The organism is Drancourtella sp. An57 (assembly GCF_002161525.1).
Classification (GTDB): Bacteria; Bacillota; Clostridia; order Lachnospirales; family Lachnospiraceae; genus Sellimonas; species Sellimonas catena.
Genome location: NZ_NFHY01000001.1, coordinates 55,935 through 78,628, shown reverse-complemented (window position 1 = coordinate 78,628; position 22,694 = coordinate 55,935). Strand labels below are relative to the sequence as shown.

Genomic DNA, 22,694 nt, shown 5'->3' with positions numbered 1-22,694 from the left:
AGCTTATGCTTTCGCACACGGTACGCCCTTTGACAGTTATTGTTCTGCAGCACAGGACATCTGTTTTTGGGAACCTGCCATTTTCAGCAGGCAGGTAGAAAGAATCAGGACCACCGGAAATATACAGGCGGCCAAAAGGCCTGCTCTCAGGCTGTCGCCGGAACTTTCCGTTACGAATCCGACGATGCCGGGGCCGATAGATCCTCCAAGATCACCAGCCATTGCAAGCAGTGCGAACATTGCTGTTCCGCCAAGAGGAATACGGGAGGACGATATACTGAATGTACCCGGCCACATGATTCCGACAGAGAAGCCGCACAGAATGCAGCCGGCAAGCCCCAAAGCGGGATGCTGCCCCAGTGCCGACATCAGATAGCAGACAAGACAAAGTGCGCCGGAACCGATCATGAATTTGAGCAGATCTATTTTTTCGCCGTATTTTCCGTAGAGGAGACGGCTGAGTCCCATAGTAACGGCAAACAGAGAAGGGCCGGCAATGTCTCCGATGCTTTTGGAAATTCCAAGAGCTGATTCCACATAGGCGGATGCCCACTGAGCCATGGAGATTCCACTTGCTCCAGCACAAACCATCAGGACAATGGAAACCCAGAAGACCGGAATCATGAAAAGCTTCCGGATTCCTCTGGCTTCCCCTTCTTCTGCAGGATGCCGGATTGGACAAGTAGAAAAGTTGTACACATTGTATAATGGGATCAGAGCCCAGATACATGCAAGAATCCGCCAGTTTTCTATGCCGAAAATGGCAAAAAATGCGGTTGAGAACAGAATAACGCCGACTGCTCCCCAGCAGTAAAAGGAATGAAGCAGGCTCATCACGCTGTCTTTCCTGTCGAAAGGACAGGCTTCCACAATCGGACTGACAAGTACTTCGATCAATCCACTTCCGATTGCATAGATGATGGCACTGAGAAGAATTCCGATGTACGGATCACCAAGAAGCTCCGGCAGCACAGTCAGCCCGATAAGGCCGGAAGCCGAAAGAATCTCGGAAGCCACCACGCTCTTCCGGTAACCGATGCCGTCTACGAATCTGGCACAGAACAGATCCACAAGCAGCTGTGTAAAGAAAAATGCTGTGGAAATGAATGCAATCTTTCCAAGAGGTATGTTGTAGGTGTTGTGGAAAGTCAGAAACAGCAGAGGAGCAAAGTTTGCACAGATTGCCTGTGTTACAAATCCAAGGTAACACGCGGTGAGAGTTTTTTTATATGGATTTTTCATGATTTCTTCCCCCTGTGATTATTATGATTTATCTAGGGGTTTCCGCTCCGGGACTGTTGTTTCCCAAAACGAAAACCAACTGAATTATATCGTACCACATTACGCCTGTCATTGAAATATATCACATATTTGTTGTATAATATCGTAAACGACAGTGCCTTTAAGGAGTGAGAAGCTATGAAGTACGGCAGACAAAGTAACAAAATCATGACCGATGACACTCTGATGGAGACAGTCCGGCATGGAAGCAGCAGTTATCCGTTCCATTATTACTATGAAAATCTGGCTGAGTTTGACTTTAACTGTATCGAGTGGCACTGGCATGTCGAAGTGGAATTTGTTCTGGTTGAAAAAGGCACAGTGAGGTGCGAGATCGGGGAAAAGCAGTTCTCTTTGCGGGAAGGAGACGGACTGTTTGTCAATTCCAGAGTGTTGCACCGCTTTTATTCGGAAGGAGAAGCGGTAGTGCCGAATTTTGTATGCCATCCGGTATTTATAGCGCCACAGGACAGTTTGATCTTTGACAGGTATGTGCTGCCTGTCCTCTCTTCTGCTCTGGATTGTCAGACTTTTGAGGAAAACATATCCTGGCAGTCCGAAGTGCTGACACTTATGAGGGAAACTGTCCGGATTCAGGAGTCGGATTCCGGAAAAGAACTGCTGACGTCGTCGCTGCTTCAGAAGATCTGGTATCTGATGTATGAAAATCTGGAGACGGATCTTGCGGGAAGGAGAATGGATACATCTGTTTCTTCTCAGGCAAGGGTACAGTTGATGATGCAGTATATTCACCAGAATCTGGCGTCAGGTATTTCCCTGAGAGATATTGCCGATCAGGCACTGGTTAGTAAAAGCACCGCGCTCAATCTTTTTCGCCGGTATCTGCATACAACACCGGTGGACTACCTGAACAGCTGCAGACTGAAAGAAGCGGCAAGGCTGCTTACGTCCACGGAGAAAAATATTAAAACAATCTCGAAAGAGACAGGATTTAATCACGAGGATTATTTTTGCAGAAAGTTTAAGCAGCACTACAAGGTAACCCCTACTGAATATAGAAAAGACAGTTTGAAAAAAATTTCAAGGCAGGATAACCATGTGAAATCCTGTACTGCAACCTCAGGTTGACAATGTTCCGTCTTCGGTTGCTGGAAAAAATGCCGGGTTTCGGTTAACCTGTAGGCAGACAAAATCAGAAAGGCAGGATATACAGGTATGGAATTATCAGAAAAAATTCAGATGCTACGGAAGAAGGAGGGGCTTTCGCAGGAAGCATTTGCGGAGAAGATGGGGGTCAGCCGCCAGGCAGTCTCAAAATGGGAGCTTGGGGGTTCACTTAAATAAAGATACCACATCAATCCCACGCTGACTTTTGCTCAACCGATACAGCCGGAGGGCTGGATAACAAGAAAAGGCGGTACGCTACCCCTCCACGGGGCGCATACCGCCTTTTCTTGTGGGGGTTTCCAAAGGGGGCAACGCCCCCATTTGGCACACGACTTTGCGAAGCAAAGTGTAGTGTGTTATACGCTCTGTCGGCGTTGCCGTGAAAATGAGGTTGCCGCCGGGGAGGGCAAGGGCATTTGAAGCGGCAGGAAAACAGGGCTGTGCTTGTGTGGCGTAGAGCCGTAAGCACAGGTCTGGTTTCAACAGCAGACTGGGCGTATATGAAAGCCCCCGTCCCTCGTCCTACGCTCCGACTTGTGGACAAAGTGTCCCGAAGTTGTGGCCACACTCCCGGAAAAGTAGCAGGACAGCGGGCAACCGTCAAGGCTGAAATGAACGGGGTTACACCCGGCCCGTCACCCGCCGTCCCACTGAATGGGTGGACAAGGCGGCCAATCCCTCAAAGTGCTTGGCCGCTCTCTTTCTGATTTTGAGGTATTCAGTTTTTCAAAATTGAATAATCAAAATAAATTTTTTCGATTGAAAAAATTTTATTTGTTATCATCTTCAATGCCATATTTTTTCTTTTGCCGAATCACATAATTACTGATTTTTTCATCATATAGTGGATACTGGTAATCCAACTGGCATGCCACTTCTGACGAAACCTCCCGGAACAATGCCATACATTGTTCAAAGGATTCCCACATATGGGGATAGGAATCCATATTATAAGTGGACATAAGTCGTTCCCACAATTCCTCTGGGACATATTGCTTCATAAATTTATAGTTTTTTCCCAAACTGAAATGAAATCCCTGTTTGATACCAATCAGCCAGGAAATCATGCGAAGCAATTCTTTTCGTACTATATCATTCATATGGTCAATAGCAAAAAGAATTTCTTTGCGGCATAAGCCCTTTACTACATATGTTGTAGTATTCCAAAATTCATTACAGCAATCGTCAAACATTCTTTGAGTAGGCTTCTGCAAGTGGTAGTCTATATCCGTTGGTATTGGCGGCTTTACGATACGGTTGTCTTTATCCAACAGTAACTTTACCAGTTTATCCCATGTAAAATACTCGTCTATCAGTTCCAGCGGCAGCAAAGTTAAATCTATCTTAACATCATCAGTAAACAGCATTAAATATGAAAATCCCTTTTCTACAGCTGGAAATAATTCCATATCTTCCGGCTTTTGCAGAATCAACCTTTCACCAAATATATCTAGCCATTTATCATCACTTGTGAAGCTGTCCATATCCGTAACAAAAAAAGTAATATCAAAATCCTGAAAATCATCAGGCGGAATATTTGTATTTGTTCTAGATCCTTCCAAAGTAACCATGCGAATGCGTTTGTCTGTTTTTGCAAAATTCAAAACAATATCATAAACTTCCTTTTCTGATCTCATTTTTATCTCCTCCAATTATTGAAATAGGTGTGAAGCCATTTTAGGGCTTTCCCGCCTTGATTACCCATCAGCAAAGACGGGCGGGACTGTCAACGGCGGCGCATTTATGCGCCGTTCATCTTGACCGTTGACTGGCTCGGCTGGCTTTGCTATTTCTCTGATAAATGAAATTTCGATTTTTAGAAAGCGTTTAAGATAACAATGCGGCTCCACTTGAAATTTTTTCTTTTACTGCCAAAACAGCCTCTTGGATAGAATAGGTTGTCGTTTCTATAACATTCGATTCATATATCCCCAAATTACAAAATTGCTCCCACATTGTTTCTACTAATTCAACATTTGTTTTTCTGTCTAATTTTGAGCGTTCCACAGCTCGTTTCATAGTTTCTTCTTTACTGGCTCTTAAAACAATATAGTGTACTTCATAATCTTCTCGAACAAGGACTCTCCATGGTTCTAAAAACCACGGCCCGACAATTCCATCTACAATTACATCATATCCGCCGCGGGCATAGCGCTTTGCAGCTTCTAAAAAGGCTTCAATGACAACTAAATTTTGTTCGTTGGACTCTGGTAAATGCGGCGGTATTGCTCCTTTGCTTAAATAATGAAAAAAGTCGTCTGTGTGCATATGCACAGATTTATCCATGTTCGATTCTTTTGCGACAATCGACGCAGTTGTTGTCTTTCCTGTTCCCGGCGAACCTGTAATCACAATAATTCTTCCTTGATTCATCTACATTCTCCCTCGCAATTCAGATTTACCGCTCTCTTTCTGATTTTGGAGCGTTTCTTCTCTCAAGATTGAAATGGGCGGGAAGCCATTTTAGGGCTTTCCCGCCTTGATTGCCCATCAGCAAAGACGGGCGGGACTGTCAACGGCGGCGCATTTATGCGCCGTTCATCTTGACCGTTGATTGGCCCCGCTAACTTTGCTACTCTGTTCTAAGTAATTCCTCAATTTGTTTTTTCATATATTCTACAAGTGCCATCGCTTCCTTTTCTACTGTCTCCCATTCATCAGACAAATTTCCCAAATAAGCTTCCTTTGCCGTTGTTAGCAGGGGGGGAAATCTCTCCGGCAATTTTAAAATTACCCATTTTGCGGCAACATCTTTTGTCGTGATTTCTTCTGTTACTAAAGTAAACCACATTCGTGATAAGGTTAATAACACATTTCTTTCATCACCCTTAAAGCTGGAAATCAAACCAGGTAAAGAAAACCGAATTGCTTTTTTAATTTCGTGAAATGGGATAGCGGGAATAAGCTCTTTGCTTTCCGCCCCCTTCAAAGTTATGCTATTTTTTCTTGCTTGCCATAATAAAATCATTATATCTGGGTCATTGCAGGCTTGCGGATATTCTCCTGCTTCCATCTCTCCCCTTAGCCATTCACCATACATATACTGACATTTTGGCGGAAATTGCAACGGAACAATATCAGATTGATTGATAATAGTTACCTCTAAAGGTCTTTTTTCAATACAGCCTACGGAGCCAGAAATTTTCAATAATTGCTTTGTTAGATCTGCTCTGATTGAATTACTCAATTCTTGTTTAGTAATTATCAGTATATCTATATCACTATCTGGACGCAGCCCATTCATTGTTGCTGAACCATATAAATATATCCCCAATATTTGACCTTGTAATATGGTTTCTGCTATTGAAATAACTTGATTTACTTGTTGTGGAAATTCATTTATATTCATTGTAACTCCTATATGTATTTATTTTTACTCCTCAACAACTGATAAAACAGCGTCTAAGGCTAATTCTAAGGCTATGGATATACTTGTTTTTCCCCATTCTCTTTCTTGGTATTTATGAGGGTCTGCAAGAGTATCGGCTGAAAAAAGCAGCATAGCCCATGTAACTTTTCTAAATTTTGCACACGCCGCCAATGCGGAACATTCCATTTCTACTACTTGACATCCCTCTTCTTTCCGATACTGAACTATTTCTACTGTTTCTCGATAAAAACCGTCTGTTGTCCATGTTTTAACTTCCCAATATGGTATATTCTTTTGGCTTAAAGCAGATTCAATCGCATTTATACCAGCCTTTGAAATCTCTACTTCTCGGGAGGGAGGAAGATAATGGTAAGATGTTCCCTCATCTCTCAATGCAGAAACAGGTATCAAAAATCTATTTTCCGGGATGTCTTCCAATACGCCGCAGGAGCCGACGGAAATAATCTTTGTTACACCCCCTGCAATTAAATATTCTAAAACTTGGACGGCAGCAGCACTTCCCACAGGAGCCGGACATAGACATATTTTCTCCTGATTATAAAGACATTCATAAATAGGATATCGTCTTGTTGCACTTTCAAATTCATCTATCTGTATTCCATCATGGGTATGTGCATAATTTTCAACCTCGTCTCCTAAAAAAGCAAACACTGCTTTTGCAGGAAAACATTTTTTCCCATTTCCCGGCTGAAAAACAGCTTTTGATGCGGTATCGTACTCTAAAACAGGGTAGTCATGCTTTACTAATGGCATATTATTATCTCGAATAACAGGCTATTATTCTATTCCTTTCATCATCTTTTTTGCCAACTGCTTGAACAGGTCGGCAGTTTCTTCATCCATCGGCGTAAGCTGTCCGATCTGTCCGGCAACCATCGCCGCTACATCGTCAATGGAAAGCGGGTTTTGCTTCTGTTCCGCCAATGCGTCCCGCATGGCTTGGAACATCGCGGCGGTCACAGCTTCTCCCGGCTGTTCCCCGTTGTCAATGTCTTTCTTAATATCCCGCAGGATAGCAAGGAACACATTTTTGATTTTCTCAATCTCCGCCTCATGTTCCCCCATCTTCTGGGCGTTCAAAAGCTGTAAATCCTGCTTTGCTTCCGCCCGGTGTTCCGGGTGTTCTTTCATCAGGTCGGACAGGGAAGCCGTTGCTATCTCGATAAGCTGGTTTCTTGCTGTTATCCCCTTTGCCGCCGTGTCCTGAAAATAAATCCGTATCAAATCTATCAGCTTGGGAAAATTCCTGTGTTCCAACAGGCGGTTGAGGATTTGCACATCAACAGCACCCGTCACAAGCCCCCTCACGGCTCCCTCGGACAAGCCTAATTCAGAAATATCGTAGCTTTTACGGACGCTCACGGTAGACAAGCCCAGTATGTAGTCTGTCGATACCTTAAATTCCTTTGCCACACCTATGAGAATATCACTGCTTACCGTTCTTGTTTCGCCGCTGACAATGCGGCTCAACTGGGAAGCGGAAACGCCTATCTTCTCCGCAAGTTCCTTTTGTGTGATGTGGTTCCCATTGCATAAATCGGAAATCCGCTGTCCGGGTGTTCCGGGTAAAGCCATAAACACGCACCTCCTCCGCATACTTCCATTATACAGAATGATTGCAAAAATGCAATTTCCAAAGTGTAAACTTCATCAAAATGCAATTCTCGCAAAATTCCGGGGATTGCATTTTTTTCGTGTAGACTTAGGGTAGTTCATCGATGGACAGCACCTTGAAAACAGAATGACCGTCCGAAAAGGGATACCCCGGTTGGGGAAGCACCGCAAGGAGCCGGACTTCGGGACAAAATGTCCCGAAGCTGCGGGGAGCGTGCCTCGTCGCCGCAAGCTGCGTATCATTCGCTTCCGCCAGAGGGCGAAAGCTCACTCGCTCCGCTGCGGCTCCTCTCCCCACAAAGTCTGACGACTTTGCGGGGGCCCCTGTTGGGAACACGCCGCAGGAATGGGGCAGGAAACCTTTTCGGGGAGAACGGCAACGGAAAGCAAAATGGAGGGAACGCATGAGAGATAACCCCTATAAAGACTTGCCGCCGCTGGAACGCAGGCCGGACGGTTCCCTTTACCGCATGACACCGGCGCAGAGGAAACAGGCGGCCAGCCTGATACGCCGGGAGTGCTGTTGCTGTGAGGACGGCAACTGCATTGTCCTTGACGATGGGGACACCTGCACCTGCCCGCAGACGGTTTCTTTCTCGGTCTGCTGTAAGTGGTTCCGCTGGGCGGTCTTGCCGCTGGACGGGACGCTGGAAGCGGAGATTTTTCGGGATAAGGACTTGAAACGCTGCGAGGTCTGCGGCGGTGTGTTCGTCCCCAAATCCAACCGGGCAAAATACTGCCCCGGCTGTGCCGCCAGAGTTCACAGGCGGCAGAAAACAGAAAGTGAACGGAAAAGGAGGTCTGCTGTGGACAGTTAGGAGCGAAAAAAGCCTTGATTTATCAGGCTTTACAAGCCCCAAACCGGGGCGGGTGGTATAAAGTATCGCCCGCCCCGGAAAACGGGCTTCTAACCGTCCACAAAACGCACTATGACAAATACCATCTATATCCATCAGCTGGAAAAGGCGTTCAGCTTCACCCGGCTCCCGAATTTTCTCTTTGAAGCCCCCACATTCAAGCCCCTGTCTAACGAGGCAAAGGTTCTGTACGCCTTTATCCTGCGCCGGACAGAGTTATCCCGCAAGAATGGGTGGGCGGATGACTGCGGACGGATTTTCCTGTATTACCCTATCTGTGAGGTGGTTGACCTGCTCCACTGTGGGCGGCAGAAAGCGGTGAACACCCTGCGGGAACTGCAATACGCCGGACTGGTGGAAATCCAGAAGCAGGGCTGTGGAAAACCCAACCGCATTTTTCCAAAATCCTATGAAGCGGTTCCAAACACCGACTTCAAGAAATCCCGTTCTGGTACGCCGGAGGACTGAAAACCGTACCCATGAAGTACGGAAACCGCCCCCTTGAAGTACGAAAACCGGACGGTATATAGAAATACAAAGATTAAAATGATTTATTTATATCCATTCCATTCCTATCGTATCAGAGATAATTCTGGCGGGATTTTCCCTGTGGAAACCCCCGGATAGGAAAGGAATGGGGAAAGGAGCAGAATGGCACAACACGCAATTTTGCGGTTTGAGAAGCACAAGGGCAACCCGGCAAGGCCGCTGGAAGCCCATCACGAAAGACAGAAAGAACAATACGCCAGCAATCCCGACATTGACACAAGCCGGAGTAAATACAATTTCCATATCGTCAAGCCGGAGGGACGCTATTACCACTTCATTCAGAGCCGTATCGAGCAGGCCGGATGCCGGACAAGGAAAGACAGCACACGGTTTGTCGATACGCTGATAACCGCCAGCCCGGAGTTTTTCAAGGGGAAATCCCCAAAGGAGATACAGGCGTTCTTCCAAAGGGCGGCAGACTTCCTCATTGGCCGGGCAGGACGGGAAAATATCGTGTCGGCGGTGGTACACATGGACGAGAAAACGCCCCACCTGCATTTGACCTTTGTTCCGCTGACAAAGGACAACCGCCTGTGTGCAAAGGAGATTATCGGCAACCGGGCAAACCTGACGAAGTGGCAGGATGATTTTCACGCCTATATGGTGGAGAAATATCCCGACTTGGAGCGTGGGGAGAGTGCCAGCAAGACAGGCCGGAAGCATATCCCCACCCGGCTTTTCAAACAGGCGGTTTCCCTCTCCAAACAGGCCAGAGCCATTGAAGCCGCCCTTGACGGCATTAACCCGCTGAACGCCGGAAAGAAAAAAGAGGAAGCCCTCTCCATGCTAAAAAAGTGGTTCCCGCAGATAGAGAACTTCTCCGGGCAGTTGAAAAAGTACAAGGTCACAATCAATGACCTGTTGGCGGAGAATGAGAAGTTGGAAGCAAGGGCAAAGGCCAGCGAAAAAGGAAAGATGAAAGATACGATGGAACGGGCAAAGCTGAAAAGCGAACTGGACAATTTACAGCGGCTGGTTGACCGTATCCCGCCGGATATACTGGCGGAACTGAAACGTCAGCAGCGGCACACGGTAAAGGAAAGGTGATAGATATAAGCAAAAATTTTCGCCGCTTCTGTGCGGCATTGTACCTTGAAAACTGAATATGGAGGACACTGGATGGCAAAAAGCGAAAGCGATATTTTTACACCCCGGACAGGGCAGGTCATACAAACAGAGAACGGCACGCAGTATTTTGTATGTGGGAACAACCGTATAAAAATCTCCGAACACTTCGCCGCAGGCGGGAAGCCCCTCGGTGATCTGATTGTAGATGTGGTGCGGCACACCGCAGAAAAAGCCGCTTCAACCTGATAGCCCATCATTGATAACACGTCCACGCTTATGATATAATTGCCATAGAGCAAAAGTATTGTAAGCGTGGGTTGTTTCTTTAGAAGGAGGATTTTTAACGGTGAAACAACCTTACAATACTACGATTTACAACACGGCGCTTTATATGAGATTGAGCCGGGACGATGAACTGCAAGGAGAAAGCGGGAGTATTCAGACACAACGCATGATGCTTCGGCAATATGCCGCCGAGCATGGCCTGAATGTCATAGATGAATATATCGACGATGGATGGTCTGGAACGAACTTTGCTGGGGTTAGATAGCGATACTTTTTACATCTACCATGTTGCGGCGGTCATGGTTGACAACTTGCGTCGGCTCCTGCTCGGTATCAACCTGTCCGACAAAGCTATAATGGATTTCGATTTTCCGGGTGTTGGTTTCCCGGTCTAATTCATGTATCAAAATACGGTCGATAAACTCATGGACGTTTTCATAGGTCAATTCCTGTATGTCGCTGTATTTCCCGACAATCTGAATAAACCTTGATATATCCCTTTTTCGCTCGGTAACGGTTGCGATCTGCTGTTGTAACTCGTCTATCCTTGCGGCAAGGGATTTCTTTTCGTCCTCATAGCCGGAAGTTAGAAACACAAACCGTTCATCTGTCAGTCTGCCTAATGCGTTGTCCTCATACAGCTTGCGGAAAAGCGTGTCAAGTTCGGTCATACGCGCCTGTGCTTTGAAAAGTTCCTTTTGCTGCTGCGCTAATGCCTTTCTCGCTTCCATGTCGCCGTACTCGGTAGCTTTACAGATAAAGTCCTGTTCGTGTTCCTTAACATACCGCAAAACCCGCCGCATATCTTCCAGCACTAAATCAAGAAGTACGTTTTTGCGGATATAATGAGAGGTACACTCGCTGCCTGTCCTTGCCCTGTTGCGCCATGCGCCGCAAGAATAGGAAAACCTGCGCGGCTCGATATTTACGCCCTGTTGGTAATACATCTTATGTCTGCAACCAGCGCAAAACAGCAAGCCGGAAAAAATATCAATCTCCGCTGCTTTTGTCGGGCGGTGGCGGGTAGCAATCCGCTTTTGCGCAAGTTCAAAGGTTTCCTCGTCAACAAGCGGCTCATGGGTGTTTGGGAAGAAATAGCGTTGTTCTTCTTCGTTCTTCCGGGTCTTTTTCGACTTGTAGGATACCTTGTGAGTTTTCGCGGTTATGGTATGCCCTAAATATTCCTGCCTTGCTAATATGTCATAGAGCGTTTTGTCCGGCCAAGTATAGGGGGCGATCATTGCCCGCTGATACCGCGCCTGTCCTGTACGCTGATAGCGCAACGCTCCAATCGTCAAGACTTTGTTTTCCGCAAGCCATTTTTGGATTTCGCACATACGCACGCCGCTAACAAACATAGCGAAAACCTGTTTGACAATCGGCGCGGTTTCCGGGTCGGGTATAAGGTGGTGGCGGTTGTTCGGGTCTGGGATATAGCCGTATGGATATTCCCCGTTGACGCGCTCGCCTTTTTGCGCCTGTGCCTGTTTAACTGCGCGGATTTTCTTGCTTGTGTCGCGGGCGTAAAACTCGTTAAACCAGTTCCGCAAGGGGGTAAACTCGTTATCCTCCCGCGCTGTGTCAACTCCGTCGTTGATCGCGATATAGCGTACTCCGTTTTCGGGAAATACAATCTCTATGAGTTCGCCCGTTTTCAGATAGTTTCTGCCAAGACGGGAAAGGTCTTTGGTAATGACCGTCGCCACTCGTCCGGCTTCCACTTCCTGCAACATCGCTTGCAGCCCCTCGCGCTCAAAACTCACGCCGGAAAATCCGTCGTCCACAAAAAACTTTGTGTTCAAAAAATGGTGTTCGTCCGCATAGCGTTGAAGTATCATTTTTTGGTGCTGTATGCTTCCGCTTTCTCCGGCTTGCATATCCTCTTGACTTAAACGGCAGTAAAGGGCGGTGATTTTATTCGACTGTAACATTAGTCCTCCTTTCCGACAGCCGAATAAACAGGTATAATGTGTTGCTATCATTATACCATATCCCGCCGCCTAATGCACTACTCGGACGCTAAAAATCCCGGATTTCCGGGCTTTTTCTGCAAATCCTTTACAATGAGTTTCTCAATCTTTTTATGGATTGTATCGGTTGCCTTTTCACTCGGCAACGCTTGAACAAGATAGGTGATTTTCCCTATTTTGCGTTCGGTTGTAATTGTCTGTTTTTTATCCATTAGAAAAACCTCCTTTTCCTGTATGGATAAACTATATTCGTCAAAAGGCAAAAACGGGCGGTTGTTAGCTGCAACCTCACGGGAGTTTCACCCCGGCCCATGCTTATGGGTGCGCCGCGCAATACTTTGAGGGTGTTCAACGCGGGAGTATCATTGTGCCGCCTTGTATGTCGTCGCCCACAAGCTGCTAAACCTGTTTTACGGCGCGGTAGTTCTCGCTCGGCTTTTCCCCTATGGGGAAAAGCTGTCATGGCGTACCCGCCGACTGGCTCGGTACAGACGGAATGTACCCGTTTGCCTGTTATGCTGCGCACCAAAGGCCGCTTTCTTTGTCAAAGAACAATAGGCTTTGTCGGCCTGCAAAAGCACATCAACAGCGGATATGCTTTTGCGGAACGACAAATAGCCCATAACGGGAAGCGTGGAAAGGGGACACGCTCCCCGCATGGGCTAAAAGATTATCCTACATGAAAAGCAAGGGTGCGGGTAATAAGGCGCACTTGCAGCCTGTTACGCATTTCCTCGTCCACATAGGAATAGGTATTGCCCGCGTCGTCTTTCAGCGTGCGGGTACAAAGTTTCGCTATGTAACCCTCGTAGTGCTTCAAGATCGCGCACATGGCGGTTGTGTCGCCGTTTGCCGCTGCGGAAATGACAGGGAACGGCAACAGATTTTCAGACTTCCTAACGGTATTCATCATCTGCTTTTCCCTCCAAATACTGTTTGATTTTCGCAAGCGCGGATTTCCTGTGCCGGAAAACCGTCGTGCGTACAACATTCAGCAGTTCGCCAATTTCCGCGTCGCTCATATCCAAGAAGTAGGACAAAAGGATAATGTCGCGTTTCCTTTCGGGCAAAGCGTTAAGGGCTTCGGCAAGCAGTTCATTTTTGACGAGTACATCAAAGCCGGACACTTGAAAACGGAAATAATCGCTTTCGTATTCGTCCGTTGTGAAAAGCTGCGCGAGTTCGCTTTCGCTCAAATCCGAAAAAGTAACTTCGCGTGCTGCGCGTTTCGCAAGAGTGCGGCGGTGGCTTTTCGCTTCGCCGACCAAAGTTTTCTTTGCTAATGCGTCGTACTGATGTTGTATTCTTTCCTTGTCGGAAGAAGATAGCTCCATAGAGTTCACCTCCTTCCCGCGTGGAGTAGAGGACGGGAGTTAAGGGCTTGTCCTCTCTGCCCCTTTCGCTCCGTACCCGTTCGGGAGATGGCTCTTGAGTGCGCTTTTCAGAAAAAAGTTGAAAAAAGCAAAATGCGCCCGTCCGCAAGACGCGGACGGGCGCAAAGGAAATGTAAGCAGTAGCTAAATGTATTGACAGTTCACATTCATAGCCGGAATATCCCGCTTGCGGAGCATAGCTTTTTTTGACCGCAAAGCATTAGGCGGGTTACAGTAAATAAAAATGGACACGGCGATACCTCCCCGATACCGCCGTATCCTTAAAAAAGGGCGACTTTAATACACTACCCGCAATCCATTCTATAATAGGGAACAGCGGCTTTTGCGCAATATTAAATAAAAAAGCCGATAACACATAGGTTTTTTGACCTAATGCGTTATCGGCTCTGCGTCTATGCGTCTGGCACTTTTAATCATTTTTTTTTGAATTTATTATATGTGTTAGCTAACTGTCCACAAGCCGCGTTAATCTCTCTGCCATGAGAAACTCTCATAGTAACTTCAAGTCCTGCTTGCTCTAATTGATGTTTGAATGCAACTATTTCCCGTTTCTGTGGTGCTTTAATTCTTGAATTGCTTGTTGGGTTGTATTGTAACACGTTAATCATAACTTTTTTGCCCCGAAACCATTTTGCAAGTTGTCTTACATCTGAGGGCCGGTCATTTATACCCGGTAAAAGCAAATACGCAAAGACAATTTTGCGATTATGCCTTTCAGAATAGGATAAGGCTTGCTTAACAACATCTTCAATAGCATATATGCGCATGTGAGGAATAATACGATTTCTTGCAGATTGTGTTGCTGCGTGTAAAGATATTGTCAACTGAATTTTAAGATGTTCCTCGCGCAATTTTTTTAATTGATCAACCGGACCAACTGTTGATATGGTAATGCCGTCGGTTGGAAAGTTGAGCCCATATCTATCTCGGAGAATATGGATTGCTTTTATCAAGTTGTCATAATTGAATAAAGGCTCTCCCATACCCATAAAAACGATACGGTTTACTTTTCGACGCAACAATATAATCTGTTGTACGATTTCTGACGATGTTAGATTACGAACAAAGCCATTTCGCCCGGACTCACAAAAAATACAACCAACAGGACAACCGACTTGTGTGCTCACGCAAACAGTTCCACCATCTCGCCGCTTGATAAAAACCGTTTCAATGTATTTGTTGTCTTTCAGTTCGTAAACATACTTTTCAGTATCACTGCTTTTGCAAATATTTTTTACCAACATTGATAGATTTTTTTTGCGTGGTAATTGCTTATATAATTCTTCATATAAGGCTTTTGCTTCATTCTCGCCAATAACTTCCGACATTTCTTTGTAAGTAAATCCGTATGGATCATTCCGTACTTCCGCAGGCGTATATTTAGGTAAACGTTTCATTTTTATATCCTTTCTTCTAAATAATAAAAGTTTGTTTTTCTGTATTTTTGATTACAATCTCTAATTTTTCTACATCAATGATATGCGTCAATTTGCATTTAGGGCAGAAAAGAGGAAAATCTTTTAATACAGTATTATGAAATACTTGAACTCTCGTCTTTCCGTTACAAATCGGACATTTTATCCAATATTTTTTAAGCATTATATTTCACTCGTCCTTTTTACACAAAAAAATGCAGGTCAATCCTCAACATGAGCATTGACCTGCATTTATAATGCACAGAGCAGTACAACAAAACTAAGGCATAGCTTGCACTATGTCTATACTATATCTATACGTCGTTAGTTTTTTGTATAGCATCCGCAAAATAAGCATGACAAAAAAGCCCATGTTGAAAATGGGAAAATCCTTTTTTTCAATGCTTATCTAATACGCATGCTATGCAACATAAACGCCGCCTCCTTTTACATAAATTTTATTTTATCAGAAAATCAGTCTACTGTCAATACACAACAGGAAGTATTTAACCTAATGATATGAATTGTGTGGACATATCCAAAAAGAAAGGTGAACTGTAAAATGTAACAGGGTGAATGAAAATGGCAAAAAGACCCGTACCATTGTACGACTTTAAGGCTTTCGGGGCAGCTATAAAAGCCGCGAGAAATGAATACGGCGAGAGCCGCAAAAAGGTAAGCGACGAGTTATATATTTCCCCGCGCTACCTTGCGAATATCGAGAACAAGGGACAACAGCCGAGTTTACAGGTATTCTATGACCTTGTAACCCGGTATCATATTTCGGTAGATCAATTTTTCTTCCCGAACAGCAATGCGGAGAAATCCACCGGGCGGCGGCAGCTTGACGCGCTGCTGGACGGTATGAGCGATAAAGGCATACGGATTGTAACCGCAACGGCAAGGGAGATAACAGAAGTCGAACAAGCAGAGGACTAACCTCACAATATGGGAAGCAGGAGATTGCAGCGCATAGGGGCTGCAATCTTTTTTTGCGCCAAATTAGAAAGAGAGTGCAACAAACGCTGCCTTTGAAACGGGATAAGGAGTAGATAGCAAGCACAGCAAACGAGTACCCGTTTGCGAAAAGTGCTTGTTGGGATAATCCCAAACCCTTATACCGAAAGGCGGTGCGGAAATGGAAAACCGAAAGAGAAATATACAGATGAAGTTTTACGTTACGGAAGAAGAAAAGCGGCTGATCGACGAGAAGATGAAGCAGCTTCCCATAAAGCAGTATGGGGCATACTTCCGTAAAATGGCGATAGACGGGTATATTCTTGTCGTTGACCGAAGCGACACAAAAGCATATATCCGGGAACTGCAAGCGGTGAGCCGGAACATCAACCAGATTGCAAAACGCGCCAATGCGACGGGGACGGTTTACAGGCAGGATATAGAGGACATTAAAAAGGCGGTGGACGAGATATGGCGGTTACAAAGACGCACCCTATTAAATCAACCTTAAAGGCTGCGATAGACTATATCTTAAATCCCGAAAAGACAGACGGGAAGCTGCTTGCGTCCTCTTTCGGCTGCGGGCTGGAAACCGCCGATATTGAGTTTGCATGGACGCGGGAAGCTGCCGGAGATCGCGGCACACATTTAGGGCGGCACTTGATACAATCCTTTGCGGTGGGAGAAACCACACCGGAAGAAGCGCACAAAATCGGCATGGAACTTGCCGGGGCGGTATTAGGCGGCAAGTATGAGTTTGTTTTGACAACTCACGTCGATAAAGACCATCTGCATAATCACTTGATTTTCAACGCGGTTAGCTTCGTTGACTACAAAAAGTACCATTCCAACAAGCAAAGCTATCACTTTATCCGGCGCACCAGCGACAGGATATGTAAAGAGCATGGGCTATCCGTCGTCGTACCGGGACAGGACAAGGGAAAAAGCTATGCAGAATACACCGCCGAAAAGCAAGGGACAAGCTACAAAGCAAAGCTGAAAACGGCGATAGATACTCTCATTCCCCAAGTGAAAGATTTTGACGAACTGCTGCGCCGCTTGCAGGAAATGGGGTATGAAATCAAACAGGGCAAATACATTTCCTTTCGCGCTGCCGGACAGGAACGGTTTACCCGCACAAAGACGCTCGGCGCGGCCTATACGGAAGAAGCGATAAAGGAGCGTATCAAGGGCGTGTATGTTGCCAAAACAAAAACGCTGCGGGAAGATAAGAAAATCCGGCTTGTCGTCGATCTTGAAAACAGTATCAAAGCCCAACAGTCGGCGGGCTATGAACGGTGGGCAAAAATCCATAATCTGAAACAGGCTGCTAAAAGCATGAACTTCCTAACCGAAAACAAGATTGAGTATTATAGCGAACTTGAAAGCAAGATAGCCGATATTATGACCGCTCATGACGCGGCGGCAAAGGCGGTTAAGGAAGTGGAACAGCGTATGTCTGATTTGTCGCTGCTTATCAAGCACACCACCACATACCGACAGTTAAAACCGATTTACGATGAATACCGAAAATCGCCGGACAAGGAAAAGTATCTGCGGGGGCATGAAAGCGAAATTATCCTGTTTGAAGCTGCGGCAAGGGCATTAAAGGAAATGCAGATAAAGAAGCTGCCCGATCTCGCCGCGCTGCGCAAGGAGTATAGAAGCTTAAACGACAGGAAAACCAAATTGTATGAAGATTATCGGCAAGCCAAGAAGCAAATGCAGGAATACGGCGTTGTCAAAAAGAACGTCGATAGTATTCTTTACCCGTCCCAAAGCAGGGCGCGGGAGCAGGAGCGATAAGGCGCAAAACATGGGGTGGCAAGTGGAATGTTAAGGGCTGAAAACGCCTGTGTTTCTGCGGCTTCCAGCGCATGAAAACGACATAGACGATAAAGTATATTCAAACCCGCAAAAACGGCTTTCTAATTGTCCACGCAAGGACAAAAAAAGAACAGGGGCGCGGTGCCGGAAATCGGCAACCGCGCCCCTGTTCTCTATGGGCTATTCCTCGTCGGTCAAGATAAACTCCCTTTCGGAAAACTCGCTGTCCGTCATGGCTTGCAGCTTGTTCACCGCTGCGGCGGCAAGCTGGCGCATATCCTCGTCCATGTAGGGCATGGCGGCAAGGATATTTTCAAGCGTTGTTTCCCGGCTGTCCTCGGCGTAGATCGCAACAATGTTTTCTTCCTCAATGGTAAAGCGGGTATTCATGCTATCAAACCTCCAAATCCTTTTTATGCTCTTTCTGTTTATCTTTCGGCTGCTGCGCCGCCTGTTTCTTGTATTCGTCCAGCTTCTTCAAAATGGACGGTTTTTTCTGCGGCTGTTCCCGTTTCTCGGCTTTTACCGCTTTTGCAAGGTCGGTAACGGAAATCGCTTCCCCCGCCTTTGCCCGCTGCTCAAAATCTGCAACGGTGGGCGTTTGCGGCGTATTGTTGATAAGCCCGTCAAAATTGTTGTCGTTCTGCTCTATGGTGTCCTCGACGTGCTTTAAGGGATTATCCCGCTGCGGCTGCTCGGCGGCTATGGCATAAGCCTGTGTGCCATTCCCCATAATGAGATACTTCCCGTCCTCCGACGCATGGTGAAAACCAAATCCCGCCGCTTCGATCTGTTCACGGCTCATATCGGTAATATGAAAATTGCCCCTCGGCGTTCTAACGGTTTCACCCGTCAAAAGGCTGTCGGGGGTCGCTTCCGGCTGCTGCTTTTCAAGCTGCCCGTCCTTGTAGGAATATCCTTGCGCCGCGATTGCTTCAAGGGTCTTGCCCGTAACGTCGCCATAAATCCGCTTGTCTGCGTCAACCAGCATTTGCAAAGTGTCTTGTACGGTGTCGGACAAGGCTTGCTGCTGTTCGGGCGGCAGCTTGTCAAATACGGGGGTCTGCTGCTCCTGCAAAAACTCCGGCACTTGCTGAAAACCGATACTGTCTACATAGTGGGCGGTGTCCTCGTCGTTCTGATGAAGCACAACAATGTCGGAAACGGAAAGGCTATGCCCCTTAAAGTCGGCGGGGTGGTCGATATTAAACCTTTCCCAAATGTCGCCCAGCGTCATATCCTTTGTAAGCGGTGCAGTATAGACGAGTTCATAATTTACCCGGTCAATGGTAAGTCCAGCCGCTTGCAGACGGTCATAAGGCTCAAAGCGCAAGTCCCTTGTTTCGTCCCCGCGCTTTAAATATCATGTCGTCCGGCTGGACGTTGGCGGCGTTGCCGCCCTTTCCGAAAGGCAGGACGACGAAGCGGCGGCGCGGCAGATGAAAGCGGCTTGCGAGAAATCGCAGGCCGTTTGTACTTCCCTTAAAAAAGAGAAAAAGACCGCAGCCCCGCCGAAACTGTTTGACCTCACCGCCTTGCAGCGGGAAGCAAACCGTTTGTATGGGTTTACGGCGAAACAGACCCTTGACTATGCGCAAGCCCTTTATGAAAAACGGCTTTTGACCTATCCCCGCACCGACAGCAAATATATCACTTCCGATATGGAGGGCAGCACAAAGGAACTTATCACCGGCCTTTGCGCTGCTCTCCCCTTTATGCAGGGCGTGAAGCTGCAAGCCGACCTTGCGAGGATTTGCGACAACAGCAAAGTAACCGACCATCACGCCATTTTGCCGACAGCGGAGTTTGTGAAAACGGGCTTTTCTTCCCTTGCCGAAAGTGAGAAAAAGCTAATGACCCTTGTGTGCGCAAAACTGCTTTGCGCCGTTGCCGCGCCCTATGAGTATGAAGCGGTTACGGCGGTTTTCACTTGCGGCGGCTATACCTTTACCGCAAAGGGCAGGACGACGCTTTGCGAGGGTTGGCGCGAGATTGAAAGACTATCCCGCGCCGCGTCCGGGGAACAGGACGAGGACGCAGAGCCGGAAGCGGTTTTACCCCCGCTTGCCGAGGGGCAGACCTTTGACAATCCGGCAGCGGAGATCTCCGAACGTTACACGCAGCCCCCAAAGGCATTTACCGAAGATACGTTACTTTCGGCTATGGAGAGTGCGGGAAAGGAGGACACGCCGGAGGACGCGGAGCGCAAAGGGTTAGGCACCACCGCGACGCGGGCGGGTATCATTGAAAAACTCATTAGCGCGGGCTTTGCCGAGCGCAAGGGCAAAAAGCTAATCCCCACAAAGGACGGGTATAACCTTGTCGCTATTCTGCCCGACAGCCTTACGTCCCCGCAGCTTACGGCAGAATGGGAAACGCGCCTTACCGGGATTGCAAAGGGCAGCGACAGCCCCGCCGACTTCATGCGCGGGATTGAGGAAATGACAGCGGGGCTTGTCAAGACCTATTCCGCGATTTCCGAGGATAAAGCGAAGCTGTTTACCCCGCAGCGGGAAGCAATCGGCACTTGCCCCCGTTGCGGCGCGGCGGTTTACGAGGGCAAGAAAAACTTTTACTGCTCCGACAGGGCTTGCAGCTTTGTGATGTGGAAGAATGACCGCTTTTTTGAGCAGCGCAAAAAGGCTTTCACAAAGGCGATTGCCGCCGCCCTTTTGAAAGACGGAAAGGTAAAAATCAAAGGTATGTACTCGACCAAGACGGGAAAGACCTTTGACGGAGTTGTGCTGCTTGCCGACACAGGCGGCAAGTATGTAAACTTCCGCGTCGAGCAGAACCGAAAATGATAAGGCTTGATGAAAAGCAATACCGCGCCGTAAAGAAAATGACCCGCGCCGCTTGTGCAAACAACGATTGCGGGAATTGTCTGCTGCTGGACGACGGGGAAACTTGCGTTTGTGTGCAGAGTATCAGCTATTCGCTGCTATGCCGCTATTTCCGCGAAGCGGTATTACCCGCCGACAGGCAGCTTTGCGAACAGATCACCCGCAGCGGGGAAACCGATTTGAAGCGTTGCGCGGTATGCGGCAGCACGTTTGCGGCGGGCAGCAACCGGGCGAAATACTGCCCCGATTGCGCGGCAAAGATACGCCGCAGACAGAAAGCCCAAAGCGAGAGAAACAGGCGTTTACGGATAAAAACAACTACATAGCAAGCACAGCAAACGAGTACCCGTTTGCGAGAAATGCCCGCGCTTCCCATAGAGAGCGCGGGCATTTTGCTTGTTGGGATAGTCCCAAACCCTTATATGACCGAGAAAGGACGTGATGAAAGAATATGCCGTATTCCTCATACGACCATGACAAATTAGAAGCCGCCGAAACCATGCGGATAGAACGCCGGATATATTTTGAAGCAAAGGACAGGGAGATTGCCCCTTATGCTTCCTTGCCGATTGCGCAGCTACTTTCCATGCGCAGCGAAAGCGCGGCGGCAGAACAGGCGATTTTTGACGACCTTAAAGAACGCGCCGCCGCATGGGAAGAACAGGCGGGAAGAACGCTTTTGCTGGATAAAACACTTGAATATGTGAGAACGCCGCACGTCCAGCACACCGCTAACGAGTGGCAGACCACCGAGCATAACCGCCATATTCGCAGCAACCGGGTATATCAGATGAATTACTACATTTACGAGAATACCCGCTACGACAAAGAAGCGCAGAAATCTATCCCGTATTCATGGACGCTTACATGGAGCGTGCGCACCAACAGCCCAAGCAGAACCCAAGCGAAGATTGCCGGACAAGATAGAAAGGTTTTCACCGACAAGGCAGCTATGGAAAAGTATCTGAATGGGCGTATCAAAGCGTATGACCGCTTGTTTACGGAAATCTCCCCGCCTATCCCGCAGGAGTACGCCGACTATTTCAAAGTAAACGGTATGCTCATGCCGGACTACACCATAGAGGGCGAAGAACCCCCGCAGCAGCAACAGGCGGCAGCTATCCCCGAAAATACCGGGCAGGAAAAGGAGCGTGAACACATGAGCGAACAGTTTTCTATTATGATAGGCAACCGCAGCCGCTTTGACGCGGGCGACCCCGGCGGCTATTGGTTGGATATGCCCGCCACAAAGGAGCAGTTGCACGAAGCTATGCGGAACGTCGGCATTACCGCCGACAACCCGCAGGATTTTTCCATTCGCGGCTATTCCGACGACCCGGAGAAACATATTGCCTTGCCATAGCCGGGTAGGGGCTATGCCACTCGTTGAGGGTGCGGGCAATCTGGTTGAGATTGCCGCCAATCCTGCCGTACTCGGCTGTGAGCTTCCCGACAGCGGAGAGCAGCTCGTCATTGACTGACGACACATGGAGTACGGGGCGTATGGTAGTGCGCCGGATGGCCTGCCGGAGAAATTCGGACTGACTGATACCATAGGGCGCAAGCCGTTCTGTGAAGTCGGCGTATTCTTCATCGGTCAGCCGGGTTTTCACAACATGGCTGCGGTGGGGGGTGTTGTATCGCTTCGGCATGGGCTGTAAACCTCCTTTCACTTATCACAAAAAATGGGCTGGTCTGTTAGCTATTTTCGGGGCATTTCCTGTCTGCCGGACAGAAATATTTTTGCGGCGTAAGCCGCATAGCAGGGTTTGGGGAAGGCACTCCCCAACAAGTTTCCCGCGAGGGGCAAAACCGCAGAATTGCGGATTTTGGCACCGTGGTAGAAACTTGCTCTAAGTAAGCCGTAGATTTCCCCTTGCACTTACTACTCGTATAGCTGCCGCCTGTTTTGGCCGGATTTCTGCAAAAATCTTACGGCGTGGGGCGATTTTTACCCGCAGTTCTTTCTTTCCGCTAAAGATACATTTCAAAGGCCGCCAGCTACCCGCTTGCCGGGAATTTTCTCAAATTTTCCTTTGCCTTAGAAATACAGAAAATGCAGATTTGGCTACCGCCGCAGAAAATTTTTTGTTTCCGGCTTCACCTACCTACTAC

The 22,694-nt window shown here is 47.5% G+C and carries 23 protein-coding genes and 5 pseudogenes; 13 read left to right on the top strand and 15 right to left on the bottom strand.

The window, feature by feature from the left end; genetic code table 11:
- Window positions 1-36: 36 nt before the first annotated feature.
- Entirely contained in the window at window positions 37-1,242 is a 1,206-nt protein-coding gene (locus B5G11_RS00455) for an MFS transporter (RefSeq protein ID WP_087251798.1), read from the bottom strand.
- Between the two features lie 177 nt (window positions 1,243-1,419).
- On the opposite strand from B5G11_RS00455, the gene B5G11_RS00450 reads away from it, so the two are divergent.
- Both B5G11_RS00450 and B5G11_RS00445 read left to right on the top strand, forming a co-directional pair.
- The gene (locus tag B5G11_RS00450; protein ID WP_087251797.1) at window positions 1,420-2,370 is read left to right on the top strand and encodes an AraC family transcriptional regulator; all 951 of its coding nucleotides are present in this window, start codon (window positions 1,420-1,422) and stop codon (window positions 2,368-2,370) included.
- A gap of 87 nt (window positions 2,371-2,457) precedes the next feature.
- A pseudogene (locus B5G11_RS00445) lies at window positions 2,458-2,577 on the top strand (helix-turn-helix transcriptional regulator); the annotation flags it as partial.
- Window positions 2,578-3,179: 602 nt separating this feature from the next.
- On the opposite strand, the gene B5G11_RS00430 reads toward B5G11_RS00445, so the two are convergent.
- From B5G11_RS00430 to B5G11_RS00410, 5 genes are all read right to left on the bottom strand, one after another.
- Window positions 3,180-4,046, bottom strand: coding sequence for an aminoglycoside 6-adenylyltransferase AadE (locus B5G11_RS00430; RefSeq protein WP_001255868.1), 867 nt, complete (start codon window positions 4,044-4,046; stop codon window positions 3,180-3,182).
- A gap of 190 nt (window positions 4,047-4,236) precedes the next feature.
- The gene (locus B5G11_RS00425) at window positions 4,237-4,782 is read right to left on the bottom strand and encodes an AAA family ATPase (protein ID WP_087251795.1); all 546 of its coding nucleotides are present in this window, start codon (window positions 4,780-4,782) and stop codon (window positions 4,237-4,239) included.
- 199 nt (window positions 4,783-4,981) lie between these two features.
- Window positions 4,982-5,758, bottom strand: a complete 777-nt coding sequence (gene ant(9), locus B5G11_RS00420; RefSeq protein ID WP_002578722.1) for an aminoglycoside nucleotidyltransferase ANT(9) — start codon at window positions 5,756-5,758, stop codon at window positions 4,982-4,984.
- Between the two features lie 24 nt (window positions 5,759-5,782).
- A complete protein-coding gene (locus tag B5G11_RS00415) occupies window positions 5,783-6,553 on the bottom strand; it encodes a nucleoside phosphorylase (protein ID WP_087251794.1) in 771 nt (256 codons plus the stop codon).
- Between the two features lie 24 nt (window positions 6,554-6,577).
- Window positions 6,578-7,375 (bottom strand): helix-turn-helix transcriptional regulator, encoded by a 798-nt coding sequence (locus tag B5G11_RS00410; RefSeq protein WP_002578724.1) that lies wholly within the window; start codon window positions 7,373-7,375, stop codon window positions 6,578-6,580.
- Between the two features lie 443 nt (window positions 7,376-7,818).
- Between B5G11_RS00410 and B5G11_RS00400 the strand changes: the two genes are divergently transcribed.
- The 5 genes and pseudogenes from B5G11_RS00400 to B5G11_RS00375 form a co-directional block, all read left to right on the top strand.
- The gene (locus B5G11_RS00400; protein ID WP_087251792.1) at window positions 7,819-8,232 is read left to right on the top strand and encodes a cysteine-rich VLP domain-containing protein; all 414 of its coding nucleotides are present in this window, start codon (window positions 7,819-7,821) and stop codon (window positions 8,230-8,232) included.
- A 111-nt stretch (window positions 8,233-8,343) separates the two neighbouring features.
- Window positions 8,344-8,739 (top strand): replication initiator protein A, encoded by a 396-nt coding sequence (locus tag B5G11_RS00395; protein ID WP_087153309.1) that lies wholly within the window; start codon window positions 8,344-8,346, stop codon window positions 8,737-8,739.
- A 183-nt stretch (window positions 8,740-8,922) separates the two neighbouring features.
- Window positions 8,923-9,867, top strand: coding sequence for a MobV family relaxase (gene mobV / locus B5G11_RS00385; RefSeq protein ID WP_087251791.1), 945 nt, complete (start codon window positions 8,923-8,925; stop codon window positions 9,865-9,867).
- A gap of 72 nt (window positions 9,868-9,939) precedes the next feature.
- Entirely contained in the window at window positions 9,940-10,134 is a 195-nt protein-coding gene (locus B5G11_RS00380; RefSeq protein WP_015536347.1) for a hypothetical protein, read from the top strand.
- A 71-nt stretch (window positions 10,135-10,205) separates the two neighbouring features.
- Window positions 10,206-10,423, top strand: a pseudogene (locus B5G11_RS00375) (recombinase family protein); the annotation flags it as partial.
- A 7-nt stretch (window positions 10,424-10,430) separates the two neighbouring features.
- On the opposite strand, the gene B5G11_RS00370 reads toward B5G11_RS00375, so the two are convergent.
- From B5G11_RS00370 to B5G11_RS00340, 6 genes are all read right to left on the bottom strand, one after another.
- Window positions 10,431-12,104: a recombinase family protein gene (locus tag B5G11_RS00370; RefSeq protein ID WP_087251789.1), complete on the bottom strand. Its 1,674-nt coding sequence runs from the start codon at window positions 12,102-12,104 to the stop codon at window positions 10,431-10,433.
- A gap of 77 nt (window positions 12,105-12,181) precedes the next feature.
- A complete protein-coding gene (locus tag B5G11_RS00365; RefSeq protein ID WP_002604472.1) occupies window positions 12,182-12,355 on the bottom strand; it encodes a transposon-encoded TnpW family protein in 174 nt (57 codons plus the stop codon).
- Between the two features lie 458 nt (window positions 12,356-12,813).
- Complete coding sequence (locus B5G11_RS00355; protein ID WP_002604473.1) at window positions 12,814-13,056, bottom strand: helix-turn-helix domain-containing protein; 243 nt, start codon at window positions 13,054-13,056, stop codon at window positions 12,814-12,816.
- Window positions 13,040-13,477, bottom strand: a complete 438-nt coding sequence (locus tag B5G11_RS00350; RefSeq protein ID WP_002604474.1) for a sigma-70 family RNA polymerase sigma factor — start codon at window positions 13,475-13,477, stop codon at window positions 13,040-13,042. The genes B5G11_RS00355 and B5G11_RS00350 overlap by 17 nt, the downstream gene beginning before the upstream one ends.
- Before the next feature lie 473 nt (window positions 13,478-13,950).
- Window positions 13,951-14,934 (bottom strand): 23S rRNA (adenine(2503)-C(2))-methyltransferase RlmN, encoded by a 984-nt coding sequence (gene rlmN, locus B5G11_RS00345; protein WP_002584956.1) that lies wholly within the window; start codon window positions 14,932-14,934, stop codon window positions 13,951-13,953.
- Between the two features lie 16 nt (window positions 14,935-14,950).
- Window positions 14,951-15,136, bottom strand: a complete 186-nt coding sequence (locus B5G11_RS00340; protein ID WP_003431289.1) for a cysteine-rich KTR domain-containing protein — start codon at window positions 15,134-15,136, stop codon at window positions 14,951-14,953.
- Window positions 15,137-15,534: 398 nt separating this feature from the next.
- Here B5G11_RS00340 and B5G11_RS00335 point away from each other — a divergent pair, with 398 nt between their 5' ends.
- The 3 genes from B5G11_RS00335 to B5G11_RS00325 all read left to right on the top strand — a co-directional run bounded on the left by B5G11_RS00335 (window position 15,535) and on the right by B5G11_RS00325 (window position 17,715).
- Entirely contained in the window at window positions 15,535-15,891 is a 357-nt protein-coding gene (locus B5G11_RS00335) for a helix-turn-helix transcriptional regulator (protein WP_044942672.1), read from the top strand.
- 199 nt (window positions 15,892-16,090) lie between these two features.
- Complete coding sequence (mobC, locus tag B5G11_RS00330) at window positions 16,091-16,420, top strand: plasmid mobilization relaxosome protein MobC (RefSeq protein ID WP_002584958.1); 330 nt, start codon at window positions 16,091-16,093, stop codon at window positions 16,418-16,420.
- The gene (locus tag B5G11_RS00325) at window positions 16,381-17,715 is read left to right on the top strand and encodes a relaxase/mobilization nuclease domain-containing protein (RefSeq protein ID WP_002584959.1); all 1,335 of its coding nucleotides are present in this window, start codon (window positions 16,381-16,383) and stop codon (window positions 17,713-17,715) included. The genes mobC and B5G11_RS00325 overlap by 40 nt, the downstream gene beginning before the upstream one ends.
- 201 nt (window positions 17,716-17,916) lie before the next feature.
- On the opposite strand, the gene B5G11_RS00320 is transcribed toward B5G11_RS00325, so the two are convergent.
- Together B5G11_RS00320 and B5G11_RS00315 are read right to left on the bottom strand one after the other, a co-directional pair.
- Window positions 17,917-18,126: a transposon-transfer assisting family protein gene (locus B5G11_RS00320; protein WP_002584960.1), complete on the bottom strand. Its 210-nt coding sequence runs from the start codon at window positions 18,124-18,126 to the stop codon at window positions 17,917-17,919.
- Window positions 18,127-18,130: 4 nt separating this feature from the next.
- Window positions 18,131-19,096, bottom strand: a pseudogene (locus tag B5G11_RS00315) (YodL domain-containing protein); the annotation flags it as partial.
- Between B5G11_RS00315 and B5G11_RS00310 the strand changes: the two are divergent.
- The 3 genes and pseudogenes from B5G11_RS00310 to B5G11_RS00300 all read left to right on the top strand — a co-directional run.
- Window positions 19,095-20,540 (top strand): annotated as a pseudogene (locus B5G11_RS00310) (DNA topoisomerase); the annotation flags it as partial. The pseudogenes B5G11_RS00315 and B5G11_RS00310 sit on opposite strands and share 2 nt — an antisense overlap.
- The gene (locus B5G11_RS00305) at window positions 20,537-20,905 is read left to right on the top strand and encodes a cysteine-rich VLP domain-containing protein (RefSeq protein WP_002584962.1); all 369 of its coding nucleotides are present in this window, start codon (window positions 20,537-20,539) and stop codon (window positions 20,903-20,905) included. The pseudogene B5G11_RS00310 and the gene B5G11_RS00305, both read left to right, overlap by 4 nt.
- 125 nt (window positions 20,906-21,030) lie before the next feature.
- Window positions 21,031-21,939: pseudogene (locus B5G11_RS00300) on the top strand (antirestriction protein ArdA); the annotation flags it as partial.
- Here B5G11_RS00300 and B5G11_RS00295 read toward each other — a convergent pair.
- Window positions 21,866-22,231, bottom strand: a complete 366-nt coding sequence (locus B5G11_RS00295; RefSeq protein ID WP_242958820.1) for a mobilization protein — start codon at window positions 22,229-22,231, stop codon at window positions 21,866-21,868. The pseudogene B5G11_RS00300 and the gene B5G11_RS00295 sit on opposite strands and share 74 nt — an antisense overlap.
- Window positions 22,232-22,694: the final 463 nt, after the last annotated feature.

Excerpts from the sequence above, each read along its gene's own strand:
- B5G11_RS00455 (WP_087251798.1), bottom strand. The coding sequence starts at position 1,242 with ATGAAAAATCCATATAAAAAAACTCTCACCGCGTGTTACCTTGGATTT.
- B5G11_RS00425 (WP_087251795.1), bottom strand. The coding sequence starts at position 4,782 with ATGAATCAAGGAAGAATTATTGTGATTACAGGTTCGCCGGGAACAGGA.
- B5G11_RS00365 (WP_002604472.1), bottom strand. The coding sequence starts at position 12,355 with ATGGATAAAAAACAGACAATTACAACCGAACGCAAAATAGGGAAAATC.
- B5G11_RS00370 (WP_087251789.1), bottom strand. The coding sequence starts at position 12,104 with ATGTTACAGTCGAATAAAATCACCGCCCTTTACTGCCGTTTAAGTCAA.
- B5G11_RS00400 (WP_087251792.1), top strand. The coding sequence starts at position 7,819 with ATGAGAGATAACCCCTATAAAGACTTGCCGCCGCTGGAACGCAGGCCG.
- B5G11_RS00350 (WP_002604474.1), bottom strand. The coding sequence starts at position 13,477 with ATGGAGCTATCTTCTTCCGACAAGGAAAGAATACAACATCAGTACGAC.
- B5G11_RS00340 (WP_003431289.1), bottom strand. The coding sequence starts at position 15,136 with ATGCTTAAAAAATATTGGATAAAATGTCCGATTTGTAACGGAAAGACG.
- B5G11_RS00305 (WP_002584962.1), top strand. The coding sequence starts at position 20,537 with ATGATAAGGCTTGATGAAAAGCAATACCGCGCCGTAAAGAAAATGACC.
- B5G11_RS00450 (WP_087251797.1), top strand. The coding sequence starts at position 1,420 with ATGAAGTACGGCAGACAAAGTAACAAAATCATGACCGATGACACTCTG.
- B5G11_RS00415 (WP_087251794.1), bottom strand. The coding sequence starts at position 6,553 with ATGCCATTAGTAAAGCATGACTACCCTGTTTTAGAGTACGATACCGCA.
- rlmN (WP_002584956.1), bottom strand. The coding sequence starts at position 14,934 with ATGAAACGTTTACCTAAATATACGCCTGCGGAAGTACGGAATGATCCA.
- B5G11_RS00410 (WP_002578724.1), bottom strand. The coding sequence starts at position 7,375 with ATGGCTTTACCCGGAACACCCGGACAGCGGATTTCCGATTTATGCAAT.
- B5G11_RS00320 (WP_002584960.1), bottom strand. The coding sequence starts at position 18,126 with ATGAATACCCGCTTTACCATTGAGGAAGAAAACATTGTTGCGATCTAC.
- B5G11_RS00430 (WP_001255868.1), bottom strand. The coding sequence starts at position 4,046 with ATGAGATCAGAAAAGGAAGTTTATGATATTGTTTTGAATTTTGCAAAA.
- B5G11_RS00335 (WP_044942672.1), top strand. The coding sequence starts at position 15,535 with ATGGCAAAAAGACCCGTACCATTGTACGACTTTAAGGCTTTCGGGGCA.
- mobV (WP_087251791.1), top strand. The coding sequence starts at position 8,923 with ATGGCACAACACGCAATTTTGCGGTTTGAGAAGCACAAGGGCAACCCG.
- B5G11_RS00295 (WP_242958820.1), bottom strand. The coding sequence starts at position 22,231 with ATGCCGAAGCGATACAACACCCCCCACCGCAGCCATGTTGTGAAAACC.
- B5G11_RS00325 (WP_002584959.1), top strand. The coding sequence starts at position 16,381 with ATGGCGGTTACAAAGACGCACCCTATTAAATCAACCTTAAAGGCTGCG.
- B5G11_RS00355 (WP_002604473.1), bottom strand. The coding sequence starts at position 13,056 with ATGATGAATACCGTTAGGAAGTCTGAAAATCTGTTGCCGTTCCCTGTC.
- B5G11_RS00380 (WP_015536347.1), top strand. The coding sequence starts at position 9,940 with ATGGCAAAAAGCGAAAGCGATATTTTTACACCCCGGACAGGGCAGGTC.
- B5G11_RS00395 (WP_087153309.1), top strand. The coding sequence starts at position 8,344 with ATGACAAATACCATCTATATCCATCAGCTGGAAAAGGCGTTCAGCTTC.
- mobC (WP_002584958.1), top strand. The coding sequence starts at position 16,091 with ATGGAAAACCGAAAGAGAAATATACAGATGAAGTTTTACGTTACGGAA.